Source organism: Gammaproteobacteria bacterium (assembly GCA_015709615.1).
Taxonomy (GTDB): Bacteria; Pseudomonadota; Gammaproteobacteria; order Burkholderiales; family Nitrosomonadaceae; genus Nitrosomonas.
On sequence record CP054179.1, the window covers coordinates 1,386,022 to 1,410,115 of the forward strand.

At 50.0% G+C, this 24,094-nt stretch carries 22 protein-coding genes; 6 read left to right on the plus strand and 16 right to left on the minus strand.

Annotated elements, in window-relative coordinates:
- The 3 genes from yajC (at position 1) to secF (ending at position 3,560) form a co-directional block, all read left to right on the plus strand.
- Positions 1 to 456 (plus strand): preprotein translocase subunit YajC, encoded by a 456-nt coding sequence (gene yajC, locus HRU77_06740; protein QOJ20417.1) that lies wholly within the window; start codon positions 1 to 3, stop codon positions 454 to 456.
- Positions 457 to 546: 90 nt separating this feature from the next.
- Positions 547 to 2,589, plus strand: a complete 2,043-nt coding sequence (gene secD / locus HRU77_06745) for a protein translocase subunit SecD (protein QOJ20418.1) — start codon at positions 547 to 549, stop codon at positions 2,587 to 2,589.
- Between the two features lie 32 nt (positions 2,590 to 2,621).
- The gene (gene secF / locus HRU77_06750; GenBank protein ID QOJ20419.1) at positions 2,622 to 3,560 is read left to right on the plus strand and encodes a protein translocase subunit SecF; all 939 of its coding nucleotides are present in this window, start codon (positions 2,622 to 2,624) and stop codon (positions 3,558 to 3,560) included.
- Between the two features lie 139 nt (positions 3,561 to 3,699).
- Here secF and HRU77_06755 read toward each other — a convergent pair whose 3' ends face one another.
- The 10 genes from HRU77_06755 to HRU77_06800 all read right to left on the minus strand — a co-directional run bounded on the left by HRU77_06755 (position 3,700) and on the right by HRU77_06800 (position 13,220).
- A complete protein-coding gene (locus HRU77_06755; protein QOJ20420.1) occupies positions 3,700 to 4,269 on the minus strand; it encodes a hypothetical protein in 570 nt (189 codons plus the stop codon).
- Positions 4,270 to 4,333: 64 nt separating this feature from the next.
- On the minus strand, positions 4,334 to 4,918 hold the full coding sequence (locus tag HRU77_06760; protein QOJ20421.1) for a hypothetical protein: 585 nt from the start codon (positions 4,916 to 4,918) through the stop codon (positions 4,334 to 4,336).
- Between the two features lie 161 nt (positions 4,919 to 5,079).
- Complete coding sequence (locus HRU77_06765) at positions 5,080 to 6,342, minus strand: methane monooxygenase/ammonia monooxygenase subunit B (protein ID QOJ20422.1); 1,263 nt, start codon at positions 6,340 to 6,342, stop codon at positions 5,080 to 5,082.
- On the minus strand, positions 6,342 to 7,166 hold the full coding sequence (locus HRU77_06770) for a methane monooxygenase/ammonia monooxygenase subunit A (protein ID QOJ20423.1): 825 nt from the start codon (positions 7,164 to 7,166) through the stop codon (positions 6,342 to 6,344). The genes HRU77_06765 and HRU77_06770 overlap by 1 nt, the downstream gene beginning before the upstream one ends.
- A 167-nt stretch (positions 7,167 to 7,333) precedes the next feature.
- Positions 7,334 to 8,140, minus strand: coding sequence for a methane monooxygenase/ammonia monooxygenase subunit C (locus tag HRU77_06775; GenBank protein ID QOJ20424.1), 807 nt, complete (start codon positions 8,138 to 8,140; stop codon positions 7,334 to 7,336).
- Between the two features lie 347 nt (positions 8,141 to 8,487).
- Positions 8,488 to 8,847 (minus strand): response regulator, encoded by a 360-nt coding sequence (locus HRU77_06780; protein ID QOJ22085.1) that lies wholly within the window; start codon positions 8,845 to 8,847, stop codon positions 8,488 to 8,490.
- Between the two features lie 94 nt (positions 8,848 to 8,941).
- Positions 8,942 to 10,399, minus strand: coding sequence for a TrkH family potassium uptake protein (locus HRU77_06785; protein QOJ20425.1), 1,458 nt, complete (start codon positions 10,397 to 10,399; stop codon positions 8,942 to 8,944).
- Between the two features lie 11 nt (positions 10,400 to 10,410).
- Complete coding sequence (trkA, locus tag HRU77_06790; GenBank protein QOJ20426.1) at positions 10,411 to 11,862, minus strand: Trk system potassium transporter TrkA; 1,452 nt, start codon at positions 11,860 to 11,862, stop codon at positions 10,411 to 10,413.
- Between the two features lie 9 nt (positions 11,863 to 11,871).
- On the minus strand, positions 11,872 to 12,660 hold the full coding sequence (locus HRU77_06795; GenBank protein ID QOJ20427.1) for an inositol monophosphatase: 789 nt from the start codon (positions 12,658 to 12,660) through the stop codon (positions 11,872 to 11,874).
- 2 nt (positions 12,661 to 12,662) lie between these two features.
- Positions 12,663 to 13,220: a thioredoxin family protein gene (locus tag HRU77_06800; protein QOJ20428.1), complete on the minus strand. Its 558-nt coding sequence runs from the start codon at positions 13,218 to 13,220 to the stop codon at positions 12,663 to 12,665.
- A 155-nt stretch (positions 13,221 to 13,375) separates the two neighbouring features.
- On the opposite strand from HRU77_06800, the gene HRU77_06805 reads away from it, so the two are divergent.
- The 3 genes from HRU77_06805 (at position 13,376) to HRU77_06815 (ending at position 15,953) form a co-directional block, all read left to right on the plus strand.
- Entirely contained in the window at positions 13,376 to 14,125 is a 750-nt protein-coding gene (locus HRU77_06805) for a 16S rRNA (uracil(1498)-N(3))-methyltransferase (GenBank protein ID QOJ20429.1), read from the plus strand.
- Between the two features lie 38 nt (positions 14,126 to 14,163).
- Positions 14,164 to 15,504 carry an amino-acid N-acetyltransferase gene (gene argA, locus HRU77_06810; GenBank protein ID QOJ20430.1) on the plus strand — a complete coding sequence of 447 codons (1,341 nt, stop codon included), beginning with the start codon at positions 14,164 to 14,166 and terminating at the stop codon, positions 15,502 to 15,504.
- A gap of 176 nt (positions 15,505 to 15,680) precedes the next feature.
- Positions 15,681 to 15,953, plus strand: a complete 273-nt coding sequence (locus HRU77_06815) for an oxidative damage protection protein (protein QOJ22086.1) — start codon at positions 15,681 to 15,683, stop codon at positions 15,951 to 15,953.
- Between the two features lie 83 nt (positions 15,954 to 16,036).
- On the opposite strand, the gene HRU77_06820 is transcribed toward HRU77_06815, so the two are convergent.
- The 6 genes from HRU77_06820 to tkt all read right to left on the minus strand — a co-directional run bounded on the left by HRU77_06820 (position 16,037) and on the right by tkt (position 24,045).
- Entirely contained in the window at positions 16,037 to 16,861 is an 825-nt protein-coding gene (locus HRU77_06820; GenBank protein QOJ22087.1) for a GIY-YIG nuclease family protein, read from the minus strand.
- A gap of 126 nt (positions 16,862 to 16,987) precedes the next feature.
- A complete protein-coding gene (locus tag HRU77_06825) occupies positions 16,988 to 18,052 on the minus strand; it encodes a fructose-bisphosphate aldolase class II (protein QOJ20431.1) in 1,065 nt (354 codons plus the stop codon).
- Between the two features lie 132 nt (positions 18,053 to 18,184).
- The gene (gene pyk, locus HRU77_06830) at positions 18,185 to 19,636 is read right to left on the minus strand and encodes a pyruvate kinase (protein ID QOJ20432.1); all 1,452 of its coding nucleotides are present in this window, start codon (positions 19,634 to 19,636) and stop codon (positions 18,185 to 18,187) included.
- Between the two features lie 14 nt (positions 19,637 to 19,650).
- Complete coding sequence (locus HRU77_06835) at positions 19,651 to 20,829, minus strand: phosphoglycerate kinase (protein QOJ20433.1); 1,179 nt, start codon at positions 20,827 to 20,829, stop codon at positions 19,651 to 19,653.
- A 134-nt stretch (positions 20,830 to 20,963) separates the two neighbouring features.
- Complete coding sequence (gap, locus tag HRU77_06840) at positions 20,964 to 21,962, minus strand: type I glyceraldehyde-3-phosphate dehydrogenase (GenBank protein ID QOJ20434.1); 999 nt, start codon at positions 21,960 to 21,962, stop codon at positions 20,964 to 20,966.
- Between the two features lie 67 nt (positions 21,963 to 22,029).
- On the minus strand, positions 22,030 to 24,045 hold the full coding sequence (tkt, locus tag HRU77_06845) for a transketolase (GenBank protein ID QOJ20435.1): 2,016 nt from the start codon (positions 24,043 to 24,045) through the stop codon (positions 22,030 to 22,032).
- Between the last annotated feature and the right edge of the window lie 49 nt (positions 24,046 to 24,094).

The following is a 24,094-nucleotide window of genomic DNA, read 5'->3' on the forward strand; positions in this document are numbered from 1 at the left end:
ATGCTGATTAATGATGCATTTGCCCAAGCCGCTTCGTCGGCACAAGACACTGCAGATTGGATGAGTCTGCTGCCGATGTTCGGATTATTGTTGTTATTTTATTTTCTGCTGATCCGTCCACAGGCCAAACGCGCAAAAGAACAAAAGCAAATGGTGGATAGTTTGCAAAGAGGTGACGAAGTCATCACGAACGGCGGTATCCTCGGGCAGGTTCTCAATGTCAGCGAGAATTATGTCATTATCGAAATAGCGCCTGCCACTGAAGTCACCGTTCTGAAATCTTCGGTGCAGACTTTGCTGCCGAAAGGAACATTGAAGAGTATCGAACCGAAAGGTAAAACACAAAAATCCAAAATAACCAAAACAACCGCCACATTAGAAAATAATGAGGCGGAAACAGCAGAAAACTCAGCCGGTAAGGATGCCGAAGCTGAACAACATAGCGCAAAAAAATAGCTGCGCAGGCAAGAAAAAGTATTGACTGCACTGCCTGGCATGACACCTCTTTTTTACCTTTTATCATCTATTAATTATTAACTGACACACATGAACCGCTACGCACTTTGGCAATACCTGATTATTGCGGTTTCACTGTTACTCGGCCTGCTTTACACTTTGCCGAATTTCTTCGGCGAATCGCCCGCAGTACAGATTTCTCCTTTACGGATTTCCGCAAGCACTGATACCGCCTTGTTGCAACGAGTCGAAGACGCATTGAAGCAAGCCAATCTTGAAACGGATGGAACACTTCTGGAAGAAGGAAGCGTCAAGGTACGTTTCGCCGATACGGATACCCAAATCAAAGCTAAAGATTTGCTGGAATCCGCACTTGGCAGCGACTATATAATCGCGCTGAATTTGCTGCCGAATTCTCCGCAGTGGCTGACCGATCTCGGCGCCTTGCCGATGTATTTAGGGCTGGATTTGCGCGGCGGCGTGCATTTCATGCTGGCGGTCGATATGGAAGGTGCGCTCGACAAGTCACTGGATCGCTACAGCGCGGATATACGCGCCAAATTGCGCGAACAAAAAATTTCCTATGCCGGACTTGAGAAACATGCTAAGAGACTGACTCTGAAATTCCGCGATGCCGAATCACGTGCAAAAGCCGAGACCGAATTGAAGTCGAATTACCCGGATCTCGGTTGGAAGGAAGAAAATCTCGATAGCCGCTACCACTTGATCGCAACAATTAAAACCGAAGCGATCGCCCGCATGCAAGACTCGGCGGTATTGCAGAACATCACAACCCTGCGCAATCGCGTCAATGAATTAGGGGTTGCGGAGCCGATCATTCAGAAAGCCGGCGTGGATCGTGTCATCGTGCAATTGCCGGGCGTGCAGGATACCGCCAAAGCCAAAGACATCCTCGGACGCACCGCTACGCTGGAGGTTCGCATGGTCGATGACGAACACGATCTCGATGCCGCGTTGCGGGGTAAGGTGCCAGCGGGTACCGAACTATATGAAGAGCGGGGGGGAAGTCCATTACTCGTTAAAAAACAAGTATTGTTGACGGGTGAACATATCACCGATGCGCAACCTGGCTTTGATAAAGACAATCAGCCTGCGGTACATCTCAATTTAGACAATGGCGGATCGCGCATTTTCAAACAATTAACACGAGATAATGTCGGCAAAAGAATGGCCATTTTACTGATTGAGAAAAATAAAGCGGAAGTCATCACCGCGCCGGTCATTCGTGAAGAAATCGGCGGCGGGCGCGTGCAGATCAGCGGGCGCATGACCAGCAAGGAAGCGCGCGATGTTGCGTTATTACTGCGTGCTGGTGCTTTGGCAGCACCGATGGACATCATTGAAGAGCGCACAGTAGGACCAAGCTTGGGCGCGGAGAATATTGCCCGGGGCTTTAACTCGACATTATATGGTTTCTTGGGTGTCGCTATCTTCGTTGCCATCTACTACACGGCGTTCGGCATGATCTCGGTCGTTGCACTGGCCATGAATCTATTGCTGCTGGTTGGTTTATTATCCATCATGCAGGCTACGCTGACACTCCCCGGAATGGCTGCACTGGCCCTGACGGTCGGCATGGCGATTGATGCCAATGTGCTGATCAATGAGCGGATTAGGGACGAATTACGCACCGGCGCTTCTCCGCAATTGGCTATTCATGCCGGATTCGAGCGTGCCTTCGGTACGATTGTTGATTCCAACATTACCACCCTCATTGCCGGTATTGCGTTGTTTGCTTTTGGTTCAGGTCCGGTAAAAGGATTTGCGGTAGTACTTTGCTTAGGCATTATGACTTCCGTATTTACCGCCACTTTTGTGACAAGAGGCATAGTCAATTTGGTCTATGGAAGTCGTCGCAGACTTGATTATGTCCCGATTGGAAAAATCTGGATACCGGAACAAAATAAGACTGCTCATAGAACTGCATTAGCTCGTAGCAAAGCAGGCGAAGAATCGATCGATATTCAGAAAAAAGTTACAGAACAGCCTGAGGCTAAAACTGAAGTTATCCAAGAAACTGATCTTGATGTTCAAGCTGAATCGAGCGAAAGAAAGCCGGGTAAGGCTAAAAACAAGCGGAAATCATCTGATACCAAGCAATCCAAAAGCTGATTGATCGGATTTATAAGGAAGTAAAGTAAATCATGGAATTTTTTAGATTTAATCGTAACATTCCCTTTATGCGATGGAGACGGGTCGGGGCTGTCATTTCAATTGTGACATTTGCTCTATCTGTTTTCTTTATTGCCACAAAAGGACTCAATCTCGGCGTCGATTTTACAGGCGGAACCGTATTGGAAGTCAGTTACGGCCAAACCGCCGATCTTGAGAAAGTTAGGGGGGTATTGGCCAGTCTCGAGATGCCGGACGCCAGTGTGCAGAATTTCGGCACTTCTCGCGATGTTCTCATACGTCTGCCGATCAAACCTGAAATCTCCAGTGCCCAGTTATCGGAAACTGTAATGACTGCGCTGAAACAAGTTGACTCATCCGTCGAAATGAAACGGGTGGAATTTGTCGGTCCGCAAGTTGGAGCAGAATTGCTGGAAAACGGTGCGCTTGCCTTACTATTTGTTTCACTGGGTATCGTTGCTTACTTGGCAGTACGGTTCGAGTGGAAATTTGGCGTATCGGGTATTATTGCCAATTTGCATGACGTCGTTATCATCGTTGGCTGCTTTGCTTTTTTCCAATGGGAATTTTCGCTCACGGTACTCGCCGCCATATTGGCCATACTGGGTTACTCAGTTAATGAGTCGGTCGTTATTTTCGATCGCATTCGCGAGAATTTCCGTAAATATCGCAAAGCATCCATTACCGAAGTCATCGATAGCGCCATTACACAAACGATGTCACGCACAGTCATTACTCATGGAAGCACACAGATGGTCGTCATCGCGATGCTTTTATTCGGCGGTGAAGTGCTTCACTACTTTGCGCTGGCATTGACCATCGGTATTTGGTTCGGGATTTATTCGTCGATTATGGTCGGAAGTTCAATCATCATGCTTCTAGGCGTCAAACGCGAAGATCTTGTTAAGATTGAGAAGAAACCTTTAGATAATGATGGCGCGGTTGTATAAGGTTTTACAATCGCATGGATGAATCAACTAGTGATACCCGTTGATCAAACAGCGCGCATTTCTAATTTTTGGATAGAAAAAAAGCACAACAGGAAATTTCCTGTTGTGCTTTTTGTATTTTTTGACTTGCTATGTCTTATCAAGCAGCTTTCGGCTTACGCTTACGCATGAAGAAGAAAGCAGCAACGGCGATGACCAGTACCACCGGTGCAATAATCGCCGCTTTCGGGGTCGGACGGCCTTCACCTACCGAGAACGGAAAACGCGATACATATTCCTGCGCCCCGCCCGTTACCGTCACCAATCCTACAAACTTGCCCTTCTCCGGAAATACATGCTCCACCGCTATCGATGCCGACGGATATACTTTGGGCGGTAAATGGAATACCGTGATTTCGTCCAGATTCGCTTCCGATCCCGTATCCCGGATTATCCGTACTTCCGTCGTCAGCGGTCGCAATTCTTCTTGTATATAGTCCAGCGCTATCACTGTCTTGCCTGTTTCCGGTATGTCTTCGCAGAATTCTTCTTCCTGAGATAGCGGTTGATAGCCGGTAAAGTGCATCCGGTATGGCCCTACCGTCAGCACACACATGTCATCCGCCAGTGCCAAACCACCGTGCGCTTGTACTTGTGAGGTGAATATCATGCCCGTTGCGAGTATTATCGTGAGTATCGCTTGTTTTATATCTATTAGTCTTGCTGACATTGTTTGCATTTCCTGTGTCGATAAATGATTAGTCTCTAATATATTCTTTCTGCTTTCGGATTGTTCAATTCTTGTCCGACCGACGCGTCGCCAGCCAGTCTCTGAAGCGTCTTGAGCGGGTGAGTTTATACCCAAGTATTGTGGTCAGCAATAGGCCGACTGCCGGTCCTATGGCGGCTCTGAATACTTCCGCGTAGTTGATCATCTCTACCCGCAAGTGATATTCATAGTTTAACGGCGGTACGCCTTCCGCTGTAATCTGTACCAGATACTTCCCTTGCGCTAATTGACTTTGCGTGCTGATCACGCCGTCCTGATACATCGCCGGACGCAAATTTGTGACCGCTTCTCCTTCACCTGCTTTGCTGCCTTGCACAACTTTCAGGCTTATCGGCATCTCGCGCAGCGCAGGATCTACCAAATCTATCACGAGTATGGCATTACCCGCTTTGGGTATTTCCGTGCAGTAATGACCTTCTTCGTCTACTTGTGGTTGATAGGTGCTGAGGTGAATCATGTTTTCACCGATCCGGCGCATACAGCTGTCTTCTTCCATGGTTACTTTGCCATGTGCGCCAGCAGTGTTCGTATACAGCGCCATCACAAGTGTCAAGACCGCAATCCCCGTTTGTGCTATTTGCCTGACCACGACAAATCCTCCTCTTGGATGAGTGCATCTAATGTTGCCAGTTCTTGTGTCTGCATTCTTTTACTGCCTTAAATTTTTACTTATTTCTTTGACCGATAAAAAAACCGGTACACCGGCTGTCTTGCGACAGTGGTGTACCGGTGTTGTTACCTTAACTTCTCTTACAGCTTGGTAAAGACTGGAATTACCGCGCCTGCAATACTGTTGATATAACGATTGCCTGCTTCATCCCAGGTCATCAGCAACCCGCCAAAACGGCTCTCAGGGTCACCCAACAGTGCCATCAGACGTTGTACTTCCCACAGCGCGTCTTTAGCTTCCATCTTAACTTCGCGGGTTTCGCCAGGTTGGACGCCTTTGTCATCATCCATCGTCAAACCGGTCGCTACCAGTTCTCTTGGATAGTCAGGATCCAGGTGCTTGCGGCCCAGTTCGTTCACAAAGCGTACGCCCGCTGTCGTGAATTCACCAATGTTGACCGCTGAGTCACCGTTGTTGGTGATTTCCATCGTTACACGCAGTGCACGACCTGGTACGTCGTAGTTAGCATGCGTTACTTTGATTGCAACAGGGTTCGGTGCAATCGGCAACGGCGCCACTTTCGATTCGCCCGCTTGGATCGGTACTGTGTAGGGGTGTACGCTTTCGGTGTAACGATAGCCGCCCCAGACGATCGCGCAGGTCAGTATCGCTACTGCAAGGCCTACTTTTCTGTCCGTTGGTGAGGTCAATAATTCGTCACCATACGCCAGCAGTACACGGCTACGTGGCAGGAACATCGGTTTCGCTACAAAGTAGCCAATCCAGAAGCAGCCTAAGCCTAGCCATACGATGTGCCAGAATAAGCCGTTGCTGAAGTTGAACGTTTCCAGGTCGATGGTTTTACCGGTCAGTGTGGTCACTGGGTTGGTAAAGTCATCCCAGCTGCCAGAGATGTTCATCCATGAGGCTGGACCTGCAATAGGACCTGCGTCTTTGATGTTTACCATCGCGTGCATGTGATGACGTCCTGGAATGCGGGCTTTCAGTCTGACTTCAAATGCATAGTCACGGCCAATTTCCAAAGGACCTGAAATAAACGTCGGTTCGCCGTTCAGTTTGGTGCTTAAACGTACAAACACCGGGCTTGGGCTACCTACGTTAAAGAAGGCGCGTGTTGGTTTACCTACCGCACGTGGCCAATCTTCCGCTAAGTGAAAGAAACCAGTCATCGTCGCAATGTCGTTGACTTTGGTGACTTTCGGTTGCCATTTCAAATCGTACCATTGAATACTACGCATACGCAGGAACGGTTCTTGTGAACGTTCACCGTGTGCCGCTGCTGTCTTAACATCTAGCGTCAGCGTCATCGCCAGCGATGCCGCTCCAATCGCTGCTCCATACAGGCCTAATACGCCCAGTTTAAATATGCTTCTTATGTTCATTATCTAATCCCCTGTGCAAAGCCTTTTTCACCAAACGCGGTTACGTCGTTCTTCATTGATATGCGTCCTCTTTCGCCTTTAACATAGTAGAAAGCGGTGCAGTACAGTTTACCGAAGTACCACCATACGCAGAACATCAGCATGGATACGAATGCTGCGAAGAACGCTGCAATCACTGTGGTGTGACCACCAAAGGTACGCAGTGAGCCTTGCTCAATCAGGCGAACGTATTCAGGTGTACCCGTACGTACGTACAGAAAACCTGTGTAGTCAGCTACTGACAGCAATACGCCTTCAACAACCACCGGTAAGTGGGTTGGGCCAAAAATCGGCCAGTTGCCCGGGTAGAAGAATAAACCAAAGAAGCCGCCGCCTAACAGGGCTGTGATCAGCCAGTTACCCGTCAACAGTAAAATCGTATCCATCATCAACGCACCTGGAATCATGGTCGATGGCAGTACAAAGTTGAGCGGATAGTGTGACCACCAGTAGAAGCCCCAGTAACGGGTCAGCCATTCACCTACTAACAGGCATACGATACAGAGTGTCGCGCCAAATGGCAGGCGATAGTTTACCCACAGGTAATACATCAGTGCTGCACAGTACATGATACCTACAATCGGTGTCACTACCGGCCACCATTGACGGTCTTTCCAATCCAACCAGAAATCCCAGTCTCCTGCTAACAGCATGAAGTGCATGTGATAGGTTCCTACCAGCAATATACACAGAATCGGAAAATATACCGCATCTATGTATCTGGACATCTTGACCGCTTCCGGCACCATCTTCGCCGCTGCTAAAATTTCGTCTGTTCTACTCACTAGACCCTCCCTTCTTCATTTCGTGTGATATTAAATTATGAAAACTTGACGATTCCCTTGCTTCTTTTTGTCGTCAGCCTATCGGCCGTTTTCATGACTGCTGCTAATCTTTCTTAAATTCTTCTATCCTTCCCGCCCAGCCGGGCAGGAAGAATTAACCTCAAGAATTAAGGTACGATTCTGTTGTTCAGAATCTCTCTGCTTTGACCATTCCAGGTTACGTCGGTCAGGTTCGAGTAACGGGTGATGATTTGTGCTGCAATACCGCCCGAGAATAAACCTGCCCAGCCCAGAATTACAAAGCCCCAGTGCAGTGGCGCGCTAAACAGTTCTTCCATGAACCAGAATGCGTGACCCCATTCGTTCAAACCAACGTTCGGCAGAATCATCAGCGGGCCGGCAATCGCCATAACCAGCGGGAATGATGTACCGCGGCTGTATAACGGCAGACGGGTCATCGCGTACAGGTAGGATGCTACGCCACACACGATGTACATCGGGAATGAGCCGTAGAACACCACTACGTGACTTGGTGTGAAGCTGGTGTCACGAATAATCACTTGGTGCCACGATGCGTCTTGCTCGGTGAAGAAGCTACCGCCCCAGTAAACACCAAACAGATACACACCCAGCCACATCATCCAGTAGAAATAACGTTTAATTTCCAGTTTGGTGTCCAGATTGTCCAGTTGTTCTTTGGTGTCGCGGGTCTTCAGTATCCAGCCCCAGGTTACCAACGCAAACAGCGGCATCAGGGTCATGTGAACGCGCCACAGTCCCATCCATACCTTGTCAAATTCCGGTTCCATCGAGTCCATACCGTGTGAGTATGCAAACGTCCTTTGGTACCAGATCCAGAATATCGCTACCAACAGCATTGTTAACATGCCCAGCTTGTAGTACTTCGAGTCGTACCACAGCGACATGTCATAGCTTGCGCTTGATGCACTTGACGTGCCATAGGTTGTTGCCATGTTTCTACCTCCTAACTGTTAATCAAAACTACTTCTCGTTCTTCTTTCTCGTTCTACTTCCTAATACTAATTAATTAGTACTGCTAGATCTCGGCAGCTAAATTAGCCTCTCCTGCAACCTAATTTAACCACACCTCTCAGGCTAGTCGACCTTGGGGTCCAAAGTCAAGTCATTTGTCATAAAATCCCCTCCATCCCTCAGGGGCTTCTTATTTACTAAATGCCTGATTCTACTTCGCATACAAATACTAAGAGAATAATCTTCAGATATATTCAAATCAAATTCAATCTTCTTACTAAACTCAATTGAAGATACGAATCGCATTCTCAACACCCAAATACGCTACTCAATTTGACTGCAAAGTATAGCTTCGTATTATGCTCAATAAACCCTCTGCGGTAAATGGCTTTGTCAGATAATCATTCGACCCTGCCATCCTGCCTCGGGCTTTATCAAATAACCCATCCTTACTGGATAGCATAACTACCGGAGTCGATTGATAAATCGGATTATTCTTAATCAGCTTGCACGTTTGATAGCCATCCAAACGCGGCATTGTAATATCAACAAAAATAATATCAGGTTGGTTTTCCACAATTTTCGACATCGCTTCAAATCCGTCTTCCGCCAATATAACCTGACAACCAAAAGGTTTTAGAAAAATTTCAGCACTTTTCCGGATTGTATTACTGTCATCGATCACCATGACTTTGATACCTTTCAACACACCGGTATTATCCACCCACGCTCCTTATGAAAATTTGGCAACAGCTTATAAAATCAGCATACCGCTATTGAATTTATTTCCTCCAGAATGCCGGCGTGAATATAGCGAGTACTGTAAAAAACTCCAATCTACCCAACAACATGGCAAAGCTGCAAACCCATGTTTGAAAGTCCGTCAGTGATGCGTAGGTTGTTGCCGGCCCGATATCGCCGAGTCCTGGTCCCAGATTATTAATACAAGCCGCTGCTGCAGAAAAAGATGTGATGACATCCAATCCGCTAAGCGTTAAAGCGAGCGTCATCAACACGATACTCGCCGTATACACAAACAGAAATACCAGCACCGCAAGAATGACTCGATTTGCCAGCACACTTCTACCCAATTTGGCCGGAATAACAGCACTCGGATGCATGATCGTGATAATTTCACGATACAGTTGCTGATATAAAATTCGCGCCCGTATCATTTTAATGCCGCCCCCAGTGGAACCTGAGGAGGTGCAAAACCCAGATAAAAACAACATCCAAAGCGGAGCAAATATCGGCCACAAGCTGTAATCGGTATTGCTGTAGCCAGTGGTTGTCGCCACCGAAACTACGTTAAAAGCGGCGTAACGTAATGCGGTCAGAGGTTCTGCATAAATACCGGAAAACCATAGATAAAATGCCAGCCCCATGCAGCTCGCAAACACAATCACGATATACCATCCCACCTCAGAATCATGCCGGTAAAAGATCAGATTTTTAGCACGCCACACCAGAAAATGCGTGGCAAAATTTATCCCGGCAATCAACATGAATACGATCGCAACCACTTCGATGAGCGGCGAATTCCAGTAAGCGTAACTCGCATCATGCGAAGAAAAACCGCCCAATCCCAAAGTCGTGAAGGCGTGCATCACCGCATCGAACCAATTCATGCCAGCCCACTTATAAGCGACAATACAAACTAGTGTCAGACTCGCATAAATGGACCACAGCCCCTTTGCAGTCTCGGCGATACGCGGCGTCAGCTTATTTTCCTTCATCGGCCCCGGTATCTCGGCATTCAGCAATTGCCGCCCGCCCACCCCCAGCAATGGCAAAATCGCGACCGCCAATACGATCAATCCCATACCGCCAAGCCATACCATTTCGCCGCGCCATAAATTGATGGATGGCGGCAACGTATCCAAACCGGACAATACCGTGCCGCCCGTCGCGGTCAAACCCGAAGCCGCTTCAAAATAGGCCATACTGAGATTAAGCTCCGGAAGCTGCAACAACAGCGGTAGCATGGCAAACGCCGGCAGTGCCGACCACACCAGCACAACCAGCAAGAAGCCATCTCGTGTTTGCAATTCGCGCTTAAAGCGCTGCGTTGCAATCGACATGATCAACCCGCTGCCCAGCGTAACGATGATGGATTTTCCAAAGACCACGTGCGTGCCGTCGTTGCTCCACATCGCAAAACCCAGCGGAATCAACATGGTCAGACCAAACACCAGCACCATCTTGCCGAGCACGTTAACAACAGCAAACAAACGATTCATACGGTTATTGGCTACAGAAAACCGACACTTACCTGAAACAGTCTTTCCACTTCGCGGATCATTTTGCGGTTAATCACGAATAAGATCACATGATCCTCCGATTCAATCACCGTATCGTGATGCGCGATGATAACGCGCGCCGCGTGAATCGATTCTGATAATTCCGTTTCCTGCCCGGAAACCAGACTTTCACCAAACAATGCTTCCGATTTCGGCAGACCGCGTACGATTGCGCCAATGGTTGCACCTTTCGGCAATTTGATTTCTTCAACTTTGCGCCCGACCACTTTTGACGATCGCGCATCGCCATGCGCAACCAGCTCCAATGCTTCCGCCGCACCACGCCGCAAGCTGTGCACGGCAGCAACATCACCATGACGCACGTATGCGAGGAGTGAGCCGATCGTCACTTGCGCTGGCGAAATTGCAATATCGATGCGGCTGCCTTGCACCAGATCCACATACGCGCGCCGGTTGATCAACGCGATGACTTTATGCGCTCCCATGCGCTTCGCCAGCAGCGCAGCCATAATATTGTTCTCTTCATCATTGGTCAGCGCGCAAAACAAATCCATCTCGGCGATATTCTCGTCGTCCAGCAGATCCTCATCCGTTGCATCGCCATGCAGCACCAGCGTATTACTTAATTCACCCGCCAGGCGCTCGCAAGCCGGGTAGTCGCGTTCGATAATTCTCACCTGATAATCTTTTTCCAATGTCATTGCGAGGCGCTTACCGATTCTTCCGCCACCGGCAATCATGACGTGCCTGACCGGTCTATCCATTTTGCGCAACTCCCGCATCACCGTGCGGATATCTTCCGTTGCGGCAATAAAGAATACTTCGTCTTCCGCTTCGATGATGGTATCGCCTTCCGGAATAATCGGCCGGTCTTGGCGGAAAATAGCCGCCACACGGGTATCCACATTGGGCACATGTTTACGCAATTGCTGCAACTGCTGCCCGACCAATGAGCCGCCCTTTAATGCGCGCACCGCAACCAGACTCACTTTCCCCAACGCAAAGTCGAGCACCTGCAAAGCTTCGGGAAACTCGACCAGTTTCTCGATATATTCGGTCAGAATCTGCTCGGGAGAAATGGCAAAGTCGACACAGAAGTTTTCCGTGGAAAAAATTTCCGGGTGCGCCAAATATTCGGTCGAGCGAATACGCGCAATTTTAGTCGGCGTATTAAAGAGCGTGGCGGCCAGCTTGCATGCCACCAAATTGGTTTCATCGTGCTCGGTGACCGCCAGCACCATATCCGCATCGGGCGCACCGGCATTAACGAGCACCGACGGATGCGAAGCATTGCCGACGACGGTGCGTAAATCCAGACGATCCTGCAATAACGCCAAACGCTTGGGATTGACATCGACCATCGTGATGTCATTGGCTTCGCTGACCAAGCTTTCCGCCACCGATGAACCGACTTGGCCTGCGCCCAGAATGATGATTTTCAATTAAACAGCCTATCCTTTGCGGTTCTCGCGCACCCAATCGCGCCATTGCGCAAATAGTCCGGGATCCAGCGCCGCGATCACGGATCGTGTCCACGGCGACCCCGCCCAGTAATCGTCGTGCTCGAAACCGCACATATGCCCGCCCGCTTCGGCGAGAATCAAAGAACCCGCGCCGTAATCCCACGGCTTTTGCCCGCCGTGCAAATACAAATCAAAATAACCGGCGGCGGTATAGCACCATTCCAGCGCGCACGCGCCAAAATTACGCTGCGAAGCAAACGGCGGATAGGCCGCCACCCGGGCGGCAAATTCCCGGTCCAGCCGTTTCAAATCGACATTGGCCATCGCGCCGGATAATGCCGGCACATGTTTCTTCAGTGGCAATGCAGCGCCATTCAAAAAAGCGCCGCCGCCTTTCGTGGCATAAAACATCTCGTCAGTCACCGGGTTATAGATCACACCCAGAACACTTTTTCCCTGTTCCATGAAGGCCACCGAAATGGCAAAGTACGGTAATCCGTTAAGAAAATTGGACGTGCCATCGATCGGATCGATACTCCACAATCCGGATTGCCCCTTGATCCACTGCGTCTCTTGCTCCTGCTCGGTCATTTCCTCACCCATCGCAGCGGCGGGATGAATCGCTTGCAGCTTTTCCAGCAAAGCCTGCTGCGCCGCCACATCGGCTTCGGTAAAGAAACTGCCATCCGATTTAATTTGCCGGTCTACTTGCAAATAGCGCGGCATGATAACTTGCTGCGCAACTTCTCTTACTGCTGTGATCACTTTTTCCAGCACATTTACTCCACACGCCACTTAATCGAACAACCGATACTTGGAATTTGCTCCGCCGGACCGCGACCGGTTTTAGCCACTTGCAGCATGGCTTCGAACAAATCGCGGCGCACATCGGCCGGCGCCGCTTCTTTGCGCGATGCATCCAGTCGTCCGCGGTACTGCAATTCCAATTTGCTGTTGAAGCCGAAAAAATCAGGCGTACACACCGCGCCATAGCGTTTCGCTATTTCCTGCGTTTCATCCCAAACGTACGGGAAAGGGTAATTCAGTTTTTTCGCCACCAGCGCCATATTGTCGAACGAATCTTCCGGGTAATCGGCCGGATCGTTCGACATGATGGCGATGGCGCTGATGCCATGCGCTTTCAACTCATTCACATCGCGAATGATGCGGTCCTGCACCGCTTTCACGTACGGACAATGGTTGCAAATGAACATCACCAGCAAACCATTCTCCCCTTTTGCCGTAGCCAGGTTATAGCGCTTGCCGTCGACACCCAATAAATCAAAATCAACCGCTTTCCAGCCAAAATCGCAGACCGGTGTTTCCAAACTTGCCATATCTTTTTCTCCTACAATATATTCTTAAAAATCGATTTTCCGGCTTGCCGCGTTCCGGATCGAAACAGCGCTCAGACAATGCCGGATGCATAACGTGCTATATTATCATGAGTCTATTTATCGAAATGGTTACTTACCCCGGCTAAACTCCCATCATGCACGCGCGCTTCTATCACCCCGCGGAAATTTCCGCCGGACAGCTCATCGAATTATCCGATGCCAATCAGCATCACGCCGCGCAAGTGTTGCGGCTGAAAAAAGGCGATGCGGTTACGCTGTTCAATGGCCAGGGTGGTGAATTCACCGCGCACATCGACCAAGTTAGAAAATCCGGCACAACCGTTCTGGTCGGCGCTTATCACGACATTGACCGCGAATCGCCGCTGTTCATCGAGCTTGCGCAGGCGATCTGTGTCAACGAAAAAATGGATTGGATCATACAAAAAACGGTAGAGCTGGGTGTAACGCACATTCAGCCGGTTTCCACCGCACGCAGCATCGTTCATCTATCCGGCGAGCGCGCCAGCAAACGCCAGCAGCACTGGCAAAAAATCATCGTTTCCGCGTGCGAACAATGCGGCAGAAACCAAGTACCGGTAGTGTCTCCACTTATGACACTGCCACAGTGGCTGAGCCAAAAAAAAGTGGACAAATCGCCTCACGATCTCTGTCTCATGCTCTCTCCAACAGCCTCGCAAAGTCTGCATGACATCGTAAAACCGGCTGCCAACGCCCATGTAACACTTGTGACCGGCCCCGAAGGCGGATTTACGGCGGAAGAAGAAGCCGCCATCTTGCACAGCGGCGGTTTTACCCCGATACGGCTAGGAAAACGCATCCTGCGCACCGAAAGCGCCGCTTTGGCGGCAATCGCCGCGATACAAACTTTATGGGGTGATTTTTAATCGATCGTATGAACAAAAATCCGCCATCTTCACACACCATGAACTCACCCGCTGAATTTGTCGCCTGGTTCCGCTCGGTCGCTCCGTATATCAACGCATTCCGAGGGAAAACCTTCGTCATCGGTTTCAGCGGTGAAATGGTCACGAACGCGGCCTTTGTCAATTTTATCCACGACGTCAATTTGCTTGCCAGTCTCGGTGTCCGGCTGGTGCTGGTGCACGGCGCGCGTCCGCAAATCCAGTTGCGCTTGGACGAATCGCAATTGGAAACGCCAACGGTCATGGGCATGCGCGTCACCGATCCTGCCGCGTTGCAGTGCGTCAAGGAAGCCGTGGGACGCGTACATCACGAAATCGCCGCATTGCTGTCGATGGGCTTACCCAATTCGCCGATGGCCAACGCCGCCATCCGCGTCACCAGCGGAAATTTCGTCACTGCTTGTCCGCAGGGCGTGATTCAAGGCATCGACCTGATGCACACCGGAAAAGTGCGCAAGATCAACGCACCGGCGATTCATTCCCGGCTGGAACAAAGCGATGTAGTGCTGATTTCGCCGCTCGGTTACTCACCCACGGGTGAAATTTTTAACTTGACGATGGAAAATGTTGCGACCGAAACCGCTATCGCGCTACGCGCCGACAAACTGATTTTTCTGCTGGATGCCATCGACTGCAAAGCTGCCGAGGAAAACAAAGCCGGAATGCTACCGCGCGAATTGACCGTTGCCGAAAGCAAATTGCTGCTGGAACAGAAAATTCCCGCCGACACACGCAAAATACCCGAGACAGTTTTACCAGCATTTCAATCGGCCACCAAAGCCTGCGATAGAGGTGTCGCGCGCGCGCATCTGATCAGCCGTCATAACGATGGCGCCATTTTGCAAGAGCTGTTCACACACCACGGCATCGGTTGCATGATCTCGCAGGAAACCCTGCAAGCCTTGCGCAAAGCGAGAATCGACGATGTCGGCGGCATTCTGCAATTGATCGAGCCGCTCGAAGCGGAAGGCATCCTGGTTAGACGCGGACGGGAATTGCTGGAAATCGAAATCGATCGTTTTACCGTTTTTGAGCACGACGGCATTATCCTCGGTTGCGCCGCGCTATATCCATTCCCCGAGGAACACGCCTGCGAGCTCGCCTGTCTGGCGATCCATCCGGATTATCGCGACCAGGGGCACGGTGAACGCTTACTCAAACACATCGAAAACAAAACCATCGCGCAGGACATCCACAAACTGTTCGCACTCACCACGCATGCCACGCATTGGTTCATCGAACACGGCTTCAGCCAAGCCACCCCGGCCGAATTACCGAAAACCAAACAGAATTTATATAACTACCAGCGCCGCTCGAAAGTGCTGATCAAGCACTTGTAATTTTTCATACAAAATACGCTTCGGCTGTTTACTCAATGAAACGAACGTTTCATAATGCCGGTCTTTCCTCAAAAGGAAACTCTGGTTATGTCCTTCGGCATGTTCGGAACGCACAGCAACAAGTTTTTTTAGAGAATTTCCAATACTCTTTTACTGACTCGGAGCAAGGATACGAAATGGCAAGAATGGTGAAATGCATCAAACTGGGCCGCGAAGCAGAAGGCCTGGATTTTCAAACTTACCCCGGCGAACTGGGTAAGCGGATTTTTGAGAATGTTTCCAAGGAAGCCTGGAGCCAGTGGATCAAACACCAAACTACGCTGGTCAACGAAAACCGCTTGAATCTATCAGACCCGAAAGCCCGTAAATACCTGGCGGAACAAATGGAAGCGCATTTTTTTGGGGAAGGCGCGGAACAGGCAGCGGGGTATGTGCCTCCTAAGAATTAATCTTAATTTTTGACATATACCTAAAACATAACATTGAAATCATAGACGAACTTTTATCGAACAGCGCCGTGTGAAATGGCTGGTTATAAAGATTCTATTTCCTTAAGAGTTTTCCCGCTTTTATCTTTCCATGCGGTGAGTCCATTTGCATGTCCGCCATGAATAACCGCTGTTGCCGAACTCGGGCTTGTAAACTCCGCATCTCTTGTAAATACCAATGTATCGTTTTTGATCTCTAATACACCCTCATCTTTTAAGCGCTGTCGCATATTCACTGTCCATGGCCACTTTTGAGCTGAAGCCCGATCGTTCAAAATAGCTTGAGAACCCTTAAGTACCACAAAACCATTCGGTGCCAAATGACCCTCTGCTCTAACCCCCTTAATCTCGCAGAACAGTTTCTTGTGTTCGGATTCTGTGACGGCTTCTGCTGCTGTTGGCACGAGGAGCTCGACCCCGAGAACTGGCAATAGTTGGTTAATCTTCTCTAAAAATATTTCCATATCCTCTCGATCAGATTCAGGCAATCGAGCTCCGCTACTTTGACCGTTTGTAACCACTGCTCGTCCAGATTTGCGCGCCTGTTCTATTAGCTTTCCTTCAAGAAAGCGGATATGTGCCTTAGTTAAGTTCTCGTCTTTGCTGATAAAGAAGATGATTTGATTCCAAAAATCTTTTTCCAAGTGAGCTTTGATTCGATCGCGAATGCTCTCAGCTTCACCGATATAGATTGCGGGTTTTCCCGACTCAGGATCGGAACCCGTCAAAAAATAGACTCCCGCACCGCTCGATTCTTCACGAGAAAAGACCCCTTCAAACTCACTTCTGGGACCGGCGACAGCCTTTCCAGTCCAATTCGACAATTCCGCAGTACGAAGCCGTTTAGGATCTCCGTAAACCAGGAATATTTGATTGTTGCGCTAGGCACGTGTGAAGAAAGAAAAGACTACTACAGTTTTCTAACCTGAATCCCATGATTGATAATGCAAACCGCGCAATCAATCATGGGAATATTGAATACTACTGGACTTTGACTACTTAATAACCGCGTTCAATTCGCCTTTAGCATAGCGGTTCGCCATACTTTCTAGAGAAATCGGTTTGATTTTTCCGGCCTGTCCGGCGCAGCCGAAGGCTTCGAAGCGTGCTTTACAAATGTCTTTAGCTGCTGCGGTTGCTTCTTTCAGGAATTTGCGTGGATCGAAATTGCTTTTGTCTTTTTCCAGGCTACGGCGGATCGCGCCGGTCATGGCCAAACGGATATCGGTGTCGATATTGACTTTGCGCACGCCATATTTAATGCCTTGTTGAATTTCTTCGACCGGAACACCGTAGGTTTCTTTAATGTCGCCGCCGAATTGGCGAATGATTTCCAGCCATTCTTGCGGTACTGAGCTGGAACCGTGCATCACCAGGTGAGTATTGGGGATACGCGCGTGAATTTCCTTGATGCGTTGGATCGCCAGAATATCGCCGGTAGGTTTGCGGGTGAATTTGTACGCGCCATGCGAGGTTCCAATCGCAATCGCCAAGGCATCCACACCGGTTTTGCGCACAAAGTCGGCAGCTTCTTCCGGATCGGTCAGCAGTTGATCGTGCGATAACACGCCTTCCGCGCCGTGACCGTCTTCGGCTTCACCCATACCGGATTCCAGAGATCCCAGACAACCCAGTTCGCCTTCTACCGATACGCCAACAGAGTGCGCGATGTTTACGACATCCGATGTGACTTTGACGTTGTATTCGTAGGTCGATGGTGTTTTAGCATCCGCTTGCAGGGAACCGTCCATCATGACACTCGAGAAACCGCTACGGATCGCGTTCACGCAAACCGATGGAGAAGCGCCGTGATCCTGATGCATCACAATCGGTATATGCGGATAAGATTCAACGGCTGCTTCAATCAGGTGACGCAAGAATGCTTCACCGGCATATTTGCGCGCACCGGCGGAACCTTGCATGATCACCGGGCTGTTGCATTCATCCGCTGCTTGCATGATTGCTTGGATCTGTTCCAGGTTGTTGACGTTGAAAGCCGGTAAACCGTAGCCGTTTTCCGCCGCGTGATCGAGTAGTTGTCTTAATGATACGAGTGCCATTTAGATCTCCTTATATTTACTTAATAAAATTCTATAGCCGTTAGTATATGCGATTATGTCGCATGAATACCGCATGATTATTTCTTGCGTGATTGCCAGTGCGCTTATCTGAGCAGTGATGCAACCGATTGCTCAAGTTGCATCAATACCCTGTCTTGTCTTCCACTCACCGACTTTGATAATTTTCATCGTATTGGTGCCGCCGGTTTTACCCACCGGTTCTCCAATCGTCATCACCATGATATCGCCATTCCGCACTACACCGCGATTGAGCAATTCTTGCTCCGCCAGGTTCAAGATTTCTTCCGGATCGTTCAATCCCGCGCCGAATTCGACCGGATAAACGCCGCGGAACAGCGTCACTCGGCGGCGCGTTTCTTCATTCGGACTCAAAGCGAAGATGGGTACTTTGGAGCTCCGGCGCGACATCAACAACGCCGTCACGCCGCTTTGCGTCAATGCGGCAATGGCGCGGATCTGCAAACCGCTGGCGGTATGCATCGTCGCGCGGGCGATCGCTTCTTCGATCGTGGCCGGGTTAATATTCTGCATGCGCCGGTCGGTGTTGACCAAATATTCCTTTTCCGCTTCCAGACAAACCCGGGCCATCGCCTCAACCGCCTCCACCGGATACTCTCCAGCGGCGGATTCCGCCGACAGCATCACCGCATCGGTGCCGTCCAATACCGCGTTGGCCACATCGGAAACCTCAGCGCGTGTCGGTATAGGATTGGTAATCATCGACTCCATCATTTGCGTAGCGGTAATGACGGTTTTATTATTTGCCCGCGCCGAACGGATCATCCGTTTTTGCAGCGCCGGAACGGCGGCATCGCCGACTTCGACTGCCAAGTCACCGCGCGCCACCATGATCGCATCCGATGCTTCGAGGATGTCATCCAACGCCAGAATGGCCTCGGAACGTTCGATCTTGGCCATGACCATGCCTCTGCCACCCGCCTCATGCAACAATGCGCGCGCCTGGCGGATATCGTCTCCGGAACGGACAAACGATACGGCCAAATAATCCGCGCCGAATTCCGCAGCGGTTTTGATGTCTTCCAGATCCTTGCTGGTCAACGCCGGCGCGCCGAGCCCGCCGCCTTTGCGATTGATGCCTTTATTGTTCGACAGTATGCCACCCTGCTCGACCACACAGAATACTTGATGTCCTTTCACGTGCGAAACACCGAGCACGATGCGACCATCGTCCAGCATCAGCGTGGCGCCGGTTTCTAGGTCATTCGGCAGTTCTTTATAGTCCAAGCCGACGCGTTCCTGATTACCCAGCTCACAATTGGCATCCAGAATGAACTGATCGCCGACTTCAAGGCGGATTTTGCCATGCTCGAATTTGCCGACGCGTATCTTCGGCCCTTGTAAATCGGCCAGCACACCGACCGTCAAACCGGCCGCACGGGCCAACGAACGGGTCATTTCGGCAAATTCGATATGCTGCTCGCGCGTACCGTGGGAAAAATTGATCCGAACGACGTCAACACCGGCCCGGATTAGGCGATCCAGGATTTTAGGATTGTTGCAAGCGGGCCCCAGTGTTGCGACGATTTTCGTTCTTCGGATCATAATTTTATTGCAGGTTATTTGGCGCGCATTTCCAGTATTTCCACAGCTGGTAGTTTTTTACCTTCGAGAAACTCCAGGAACGCACCGCCCGCGGTTGAGATATAAGAAACTTTGTCGTAAATGTCATACTTCTGAATAGCCGCAATGGTATCACCGCCGCCCGCTAACGTGAATGCTTTCGTTTCCGCGATCGCGCGCGCGATTTTCTCGGTCCCGGCGCCGAATTGATCGAATTCGAACACGCCCACCGGACCGTTCCAGACTACCGTACCGGCTTTCATGATGATGTCCGTCAATTCTTGCGCGCTCTTAGGGCCGATGTCAAAAATCATATCATCGTCGGCCACACTGCCGGCATCTTTCAATACCGCCGGTTCGTTCGCATCGAATTTTTTACCCACTACGACATCAACCGCAACCGGGATCGAGGCATTGCGTTTCGCCATTTTCTCCATCAATGCTTTGGCTGTCGGAACCAAATCATCTTCACACAACGATTTGCCGACATTTTTACCGGTCGCTTTCAGGAATGTGTTGGCGATACCGCCACCGACCACCAGTTGATCGACTTTCTCGGACAACGATTCCAGCACCGTCAACTTGGTGGAAACTTTAGAACCGCCGACGATCGCCACCATCGGCCGCGCCGGACTCAACAGTGCTTTAGTCAGCGCATCCAATTCTTCTGTCAGCAAGATACCGGCGCAAGCCACCGGCGCATATTTGGCGATCCCGTGCGTTGAAGCTTCCGCGCGATGCGCGGTACCGAATGCGTCCATGACAAAGACATCACACAACTTCGCATATTTCTGCGCGGTTTCCTCTACATTTTTCTTTTCACCCTTATTAATGCGGCAATTTTCCAATACCACCAGCTCTCCAGCTGCCACATCAAATCCGCCATCAACCCAATCCTTGATCAGACGAACCGGCTTCCCTAGGCGGCTGGCGATATTATCGGCCACCGGTTTCAGAGAATTTTCTTCCGTCCATACGCCCTCTTCGGGACGGCCCAAGTGAGAAGTCACCATCACTTTGGCGCCTTGCTTGATACAGTGATTAATGGTTGCCATCGAAGCGGTGATACGGGCATCCGAGGTCACCTTCCCATCTTTCACGGGCACGTTGAGATCGGCGCGTATGAATACACGTTTACCTTTAAGATCAAGGTCGACAAGTTTAATAACAGACACGTTAAGCTCCAGAATTGTCTTTAAGAAAGTATAAAGGATAGCAAACGCTACCCTTTATGTCTTAATAAATTAACTATTGAAATCAGATAGCAATCAGGATCCTAACGCTTGATTGCCGATCTGAAAACACCCGACTACTTGGCGACGGTACGAACCATCTCCAGTACTTTGGTGGAATAGCCCCATTCATTGTCGTACCACGCAACCACTTTGACGAAGCTTTTATCCAGCGCCATGCCTGCTTCGGCATCAAAAATGGAAGTGCAGCTTTCGCCACGGAAATCGGTGGACACCACTTTCTGATCAGTATAGCCGAGAACGCCTTTCATCGAACCTTGGGAAGCTTCTTTCATTGCCTGACAAATCTCGTCATAGGTCGCTTCTTTTTCCAGCTCACAGGTCAAATCAACTACCGACACGTCCGATGTCGGAACACGGAAAGCCATACCGGTCAGTTTTTTGTTCAGTTGCGGAATAACCACGCCCACAGCCTTGGCAGCGCCGGTTGAAGAAGGAATAATATTTTCCAAAATACCGCGGCCGCCGCGCCAATCTTTATTGGATGGGCCATCCACGGTTTTCTGCGTTGCTGTTGCCGCATGCACAGTGGTCATCAGACCGCGTTTGATACCCCATTTATCGTTCAATACTTTGGCAATCGGCGCCAGACAGTTGGTGGTGCAGGAAGCATTGGAAATGATGCTTTCACCTTTGTAAGACTTATCATTCACGCCGTATACGAACATCGGCGTATCGTCTTTAGAAGGCGCCGACATGATGACTTTCTTAGCACCCGCTGTCAGATGTTTTTCACAAGTTTCCTTGGTCAAAAATAAACCGGTCGACTCGATGACAACTTCCGCGCCCACCTCATTCCATTTCAGTTCGGCCGGATCTTTAACTGCGGTTAAGCGGATTCTTTTACCGTTCACCACCAGCGTGTTGCCATCAATGGAAACGTCGCCATGAAAACGTCCGTGCACTGAGTCATGCTTCAACATATAAGCCAAGTAGTCCGGCTCGAGCAAATCATTGATTGCAACGATTTCGATATCTGGAAAATTTTGCACTGCTGAGCGGAAAACCATGCGCCCGATACGACCAAACCCGTTAATACCTACTTTTATTGTCATTCTAAACTCCTTAAATAAAAAACCTGTTCGCCGGATCTAAACTCCGGTCTTTAAATTAAAATCCGTTTTAGAGAATACTTTTAACTGTTTTGACGACGTTCTCGACGGTGAAGCCGAAGTGTTTGAACAATACGTCGGCCGGAGCTGATTCACCAAACGTGTCCATGCCGATGACCGCGCCGTCCAGACCGACATACTTGCGCCAGAAATCGGTCACACCCGCTTCTACTGCAACGCGTTTAACACCCTTTGGCAAGACACTGTCTTTGTACGATGGTTCCTGACGATCGAATACGTTGGTACAAGGCATGGAAACCACGCGCACATGAATGCCTTCGTCCGCCAGCGCTTTTTGCGCATTCATCGCCAAACCCACTTCCGAGCCTGTCGCGATCAGAATGGCTTGCGGCTTGCCATTACCGGCTTCGGACAACACATAACCGCCATTATCGATCAGCTTAATGGTAGCAGCGTCGCGTTTTTGGAACGGCAGATTCTGACGGCTGAATATCAATGTCGACGGACCGTTTTTGCGTTCGATGGCACGCGCCCAACACACGGTTGACTCAACCGTATCGCAAGGACGCCATACATCCATGTTAGGGATTAAACGCAAGGTTGAAGTCTGCTCTACCGGTTGGTGTGTCGGACCGTCTTCACCCAGCCCGATCGAATCATGCGTAAAGACAAAAATATTGCGAATCTTCATCAATGCCGCCATGCGTAAGGCATTACGCGCATATTCGGAGAACATCAGGAAGGTTGCGCCATAAGGAATCAGACCGCCGTGCAACGACAAGCCGTTCATCATGGCGCTCATGCCAAATTCGCGCACCCCGTAGTATACGTAGTTACCGCCATTCTGTTTGCTGATCCCCTTGGAACCCGACCACAAGGTCAGATTGGAGCCTGCCAAATCAGCGGAACCGCCGATCAATTCAGGCAAAACGGGTGCCAGACCTTCAATTGCATTCTGTGAAGCTTTGCGGCTCGCAATGGTTTCCGCTTTTGCATTGACCTGATTGATGACGCCATCGGCATGACTGCGCCAGTTGGCAGGCAATTCACCCGCCATGCGGCGATTGAATTCGGCCGCCTCGGCAGGATATTTTTCCGCATACTCGGTGAATTTCTCATTCCATTCGGTTTCCAGTTTCTGCCCCTTCGCTCTGGCATCCCAGGCGCTATAGACATGCTGCGGGATTTCAAACGGCGGATGATGCCAACCGATATGCGGACGCGCTGCGGCAATTTCAGCGTCACCCAATGCAGCGCCATGCACCGAATGGGTATTAGCCAAATTGGGTGATCCCATCCCGATGACCGTTTTGCAGCAAATCATCGACGGCTTGTCGTTCACTTTCTTGGCGGCCTCAATGGCTGCTTCGATCGCCACCGGATCGTGGCCGTTCACATTGGGTACGACGTGCCAGCCGTAAGACTCGAAACGCTTCGGCGTATCGTCGGTGAACCAGCCTTCCACATGACCGTCAATGGAGATGCCGTTGTCATCGTAAAAACAAATCAGTTTTCCTAATCCCAAGGTACCCGCCAAAGAACAAGCTTCGTGCGAAATACCTTCCATCAAGCAGCCGTCTCCCAGGAAAACATAGGTAAAATGATCGACAATGTTATAACCGGGACGGTTAAATTCAGCAGCGAGCACTTTCTCTGCCAGTGCCATACCTACTGCATTGGTAATGCCTTGACCCAGCGGGCCGGTCGTGGTTTCTACACCCGGGGTATAGCCGTACTCAGGATGACCTGGTGTTTTTGAATGAAACTGCCTGAATTTCTTGATTTCTTCCATCGGCAGATCGTAGCCGGTCAGATGCAATAATGCATAGATCAGCATCGATCCATGCCCATTGGAAAGAATAAAACGGTCACGATCAACCCACGCGGGATTGCCAGGATTATGACGCAGATGATGAATCCACAGCACTTCAGCAATTTCCGCCATACCCATCGGCATTCCGGGGTGACCGGAATTAGCTTTTTGCACGGCATCCATCGCCAATGCGCGTATCGCACTGGTTAATTCCTTAAACACCGGCGCGTCAAAATCCTTGAATGTCCCCATTGATACTAACTCCCTAATATAGAAAACGCCTAACTGCACCCCCTTATTA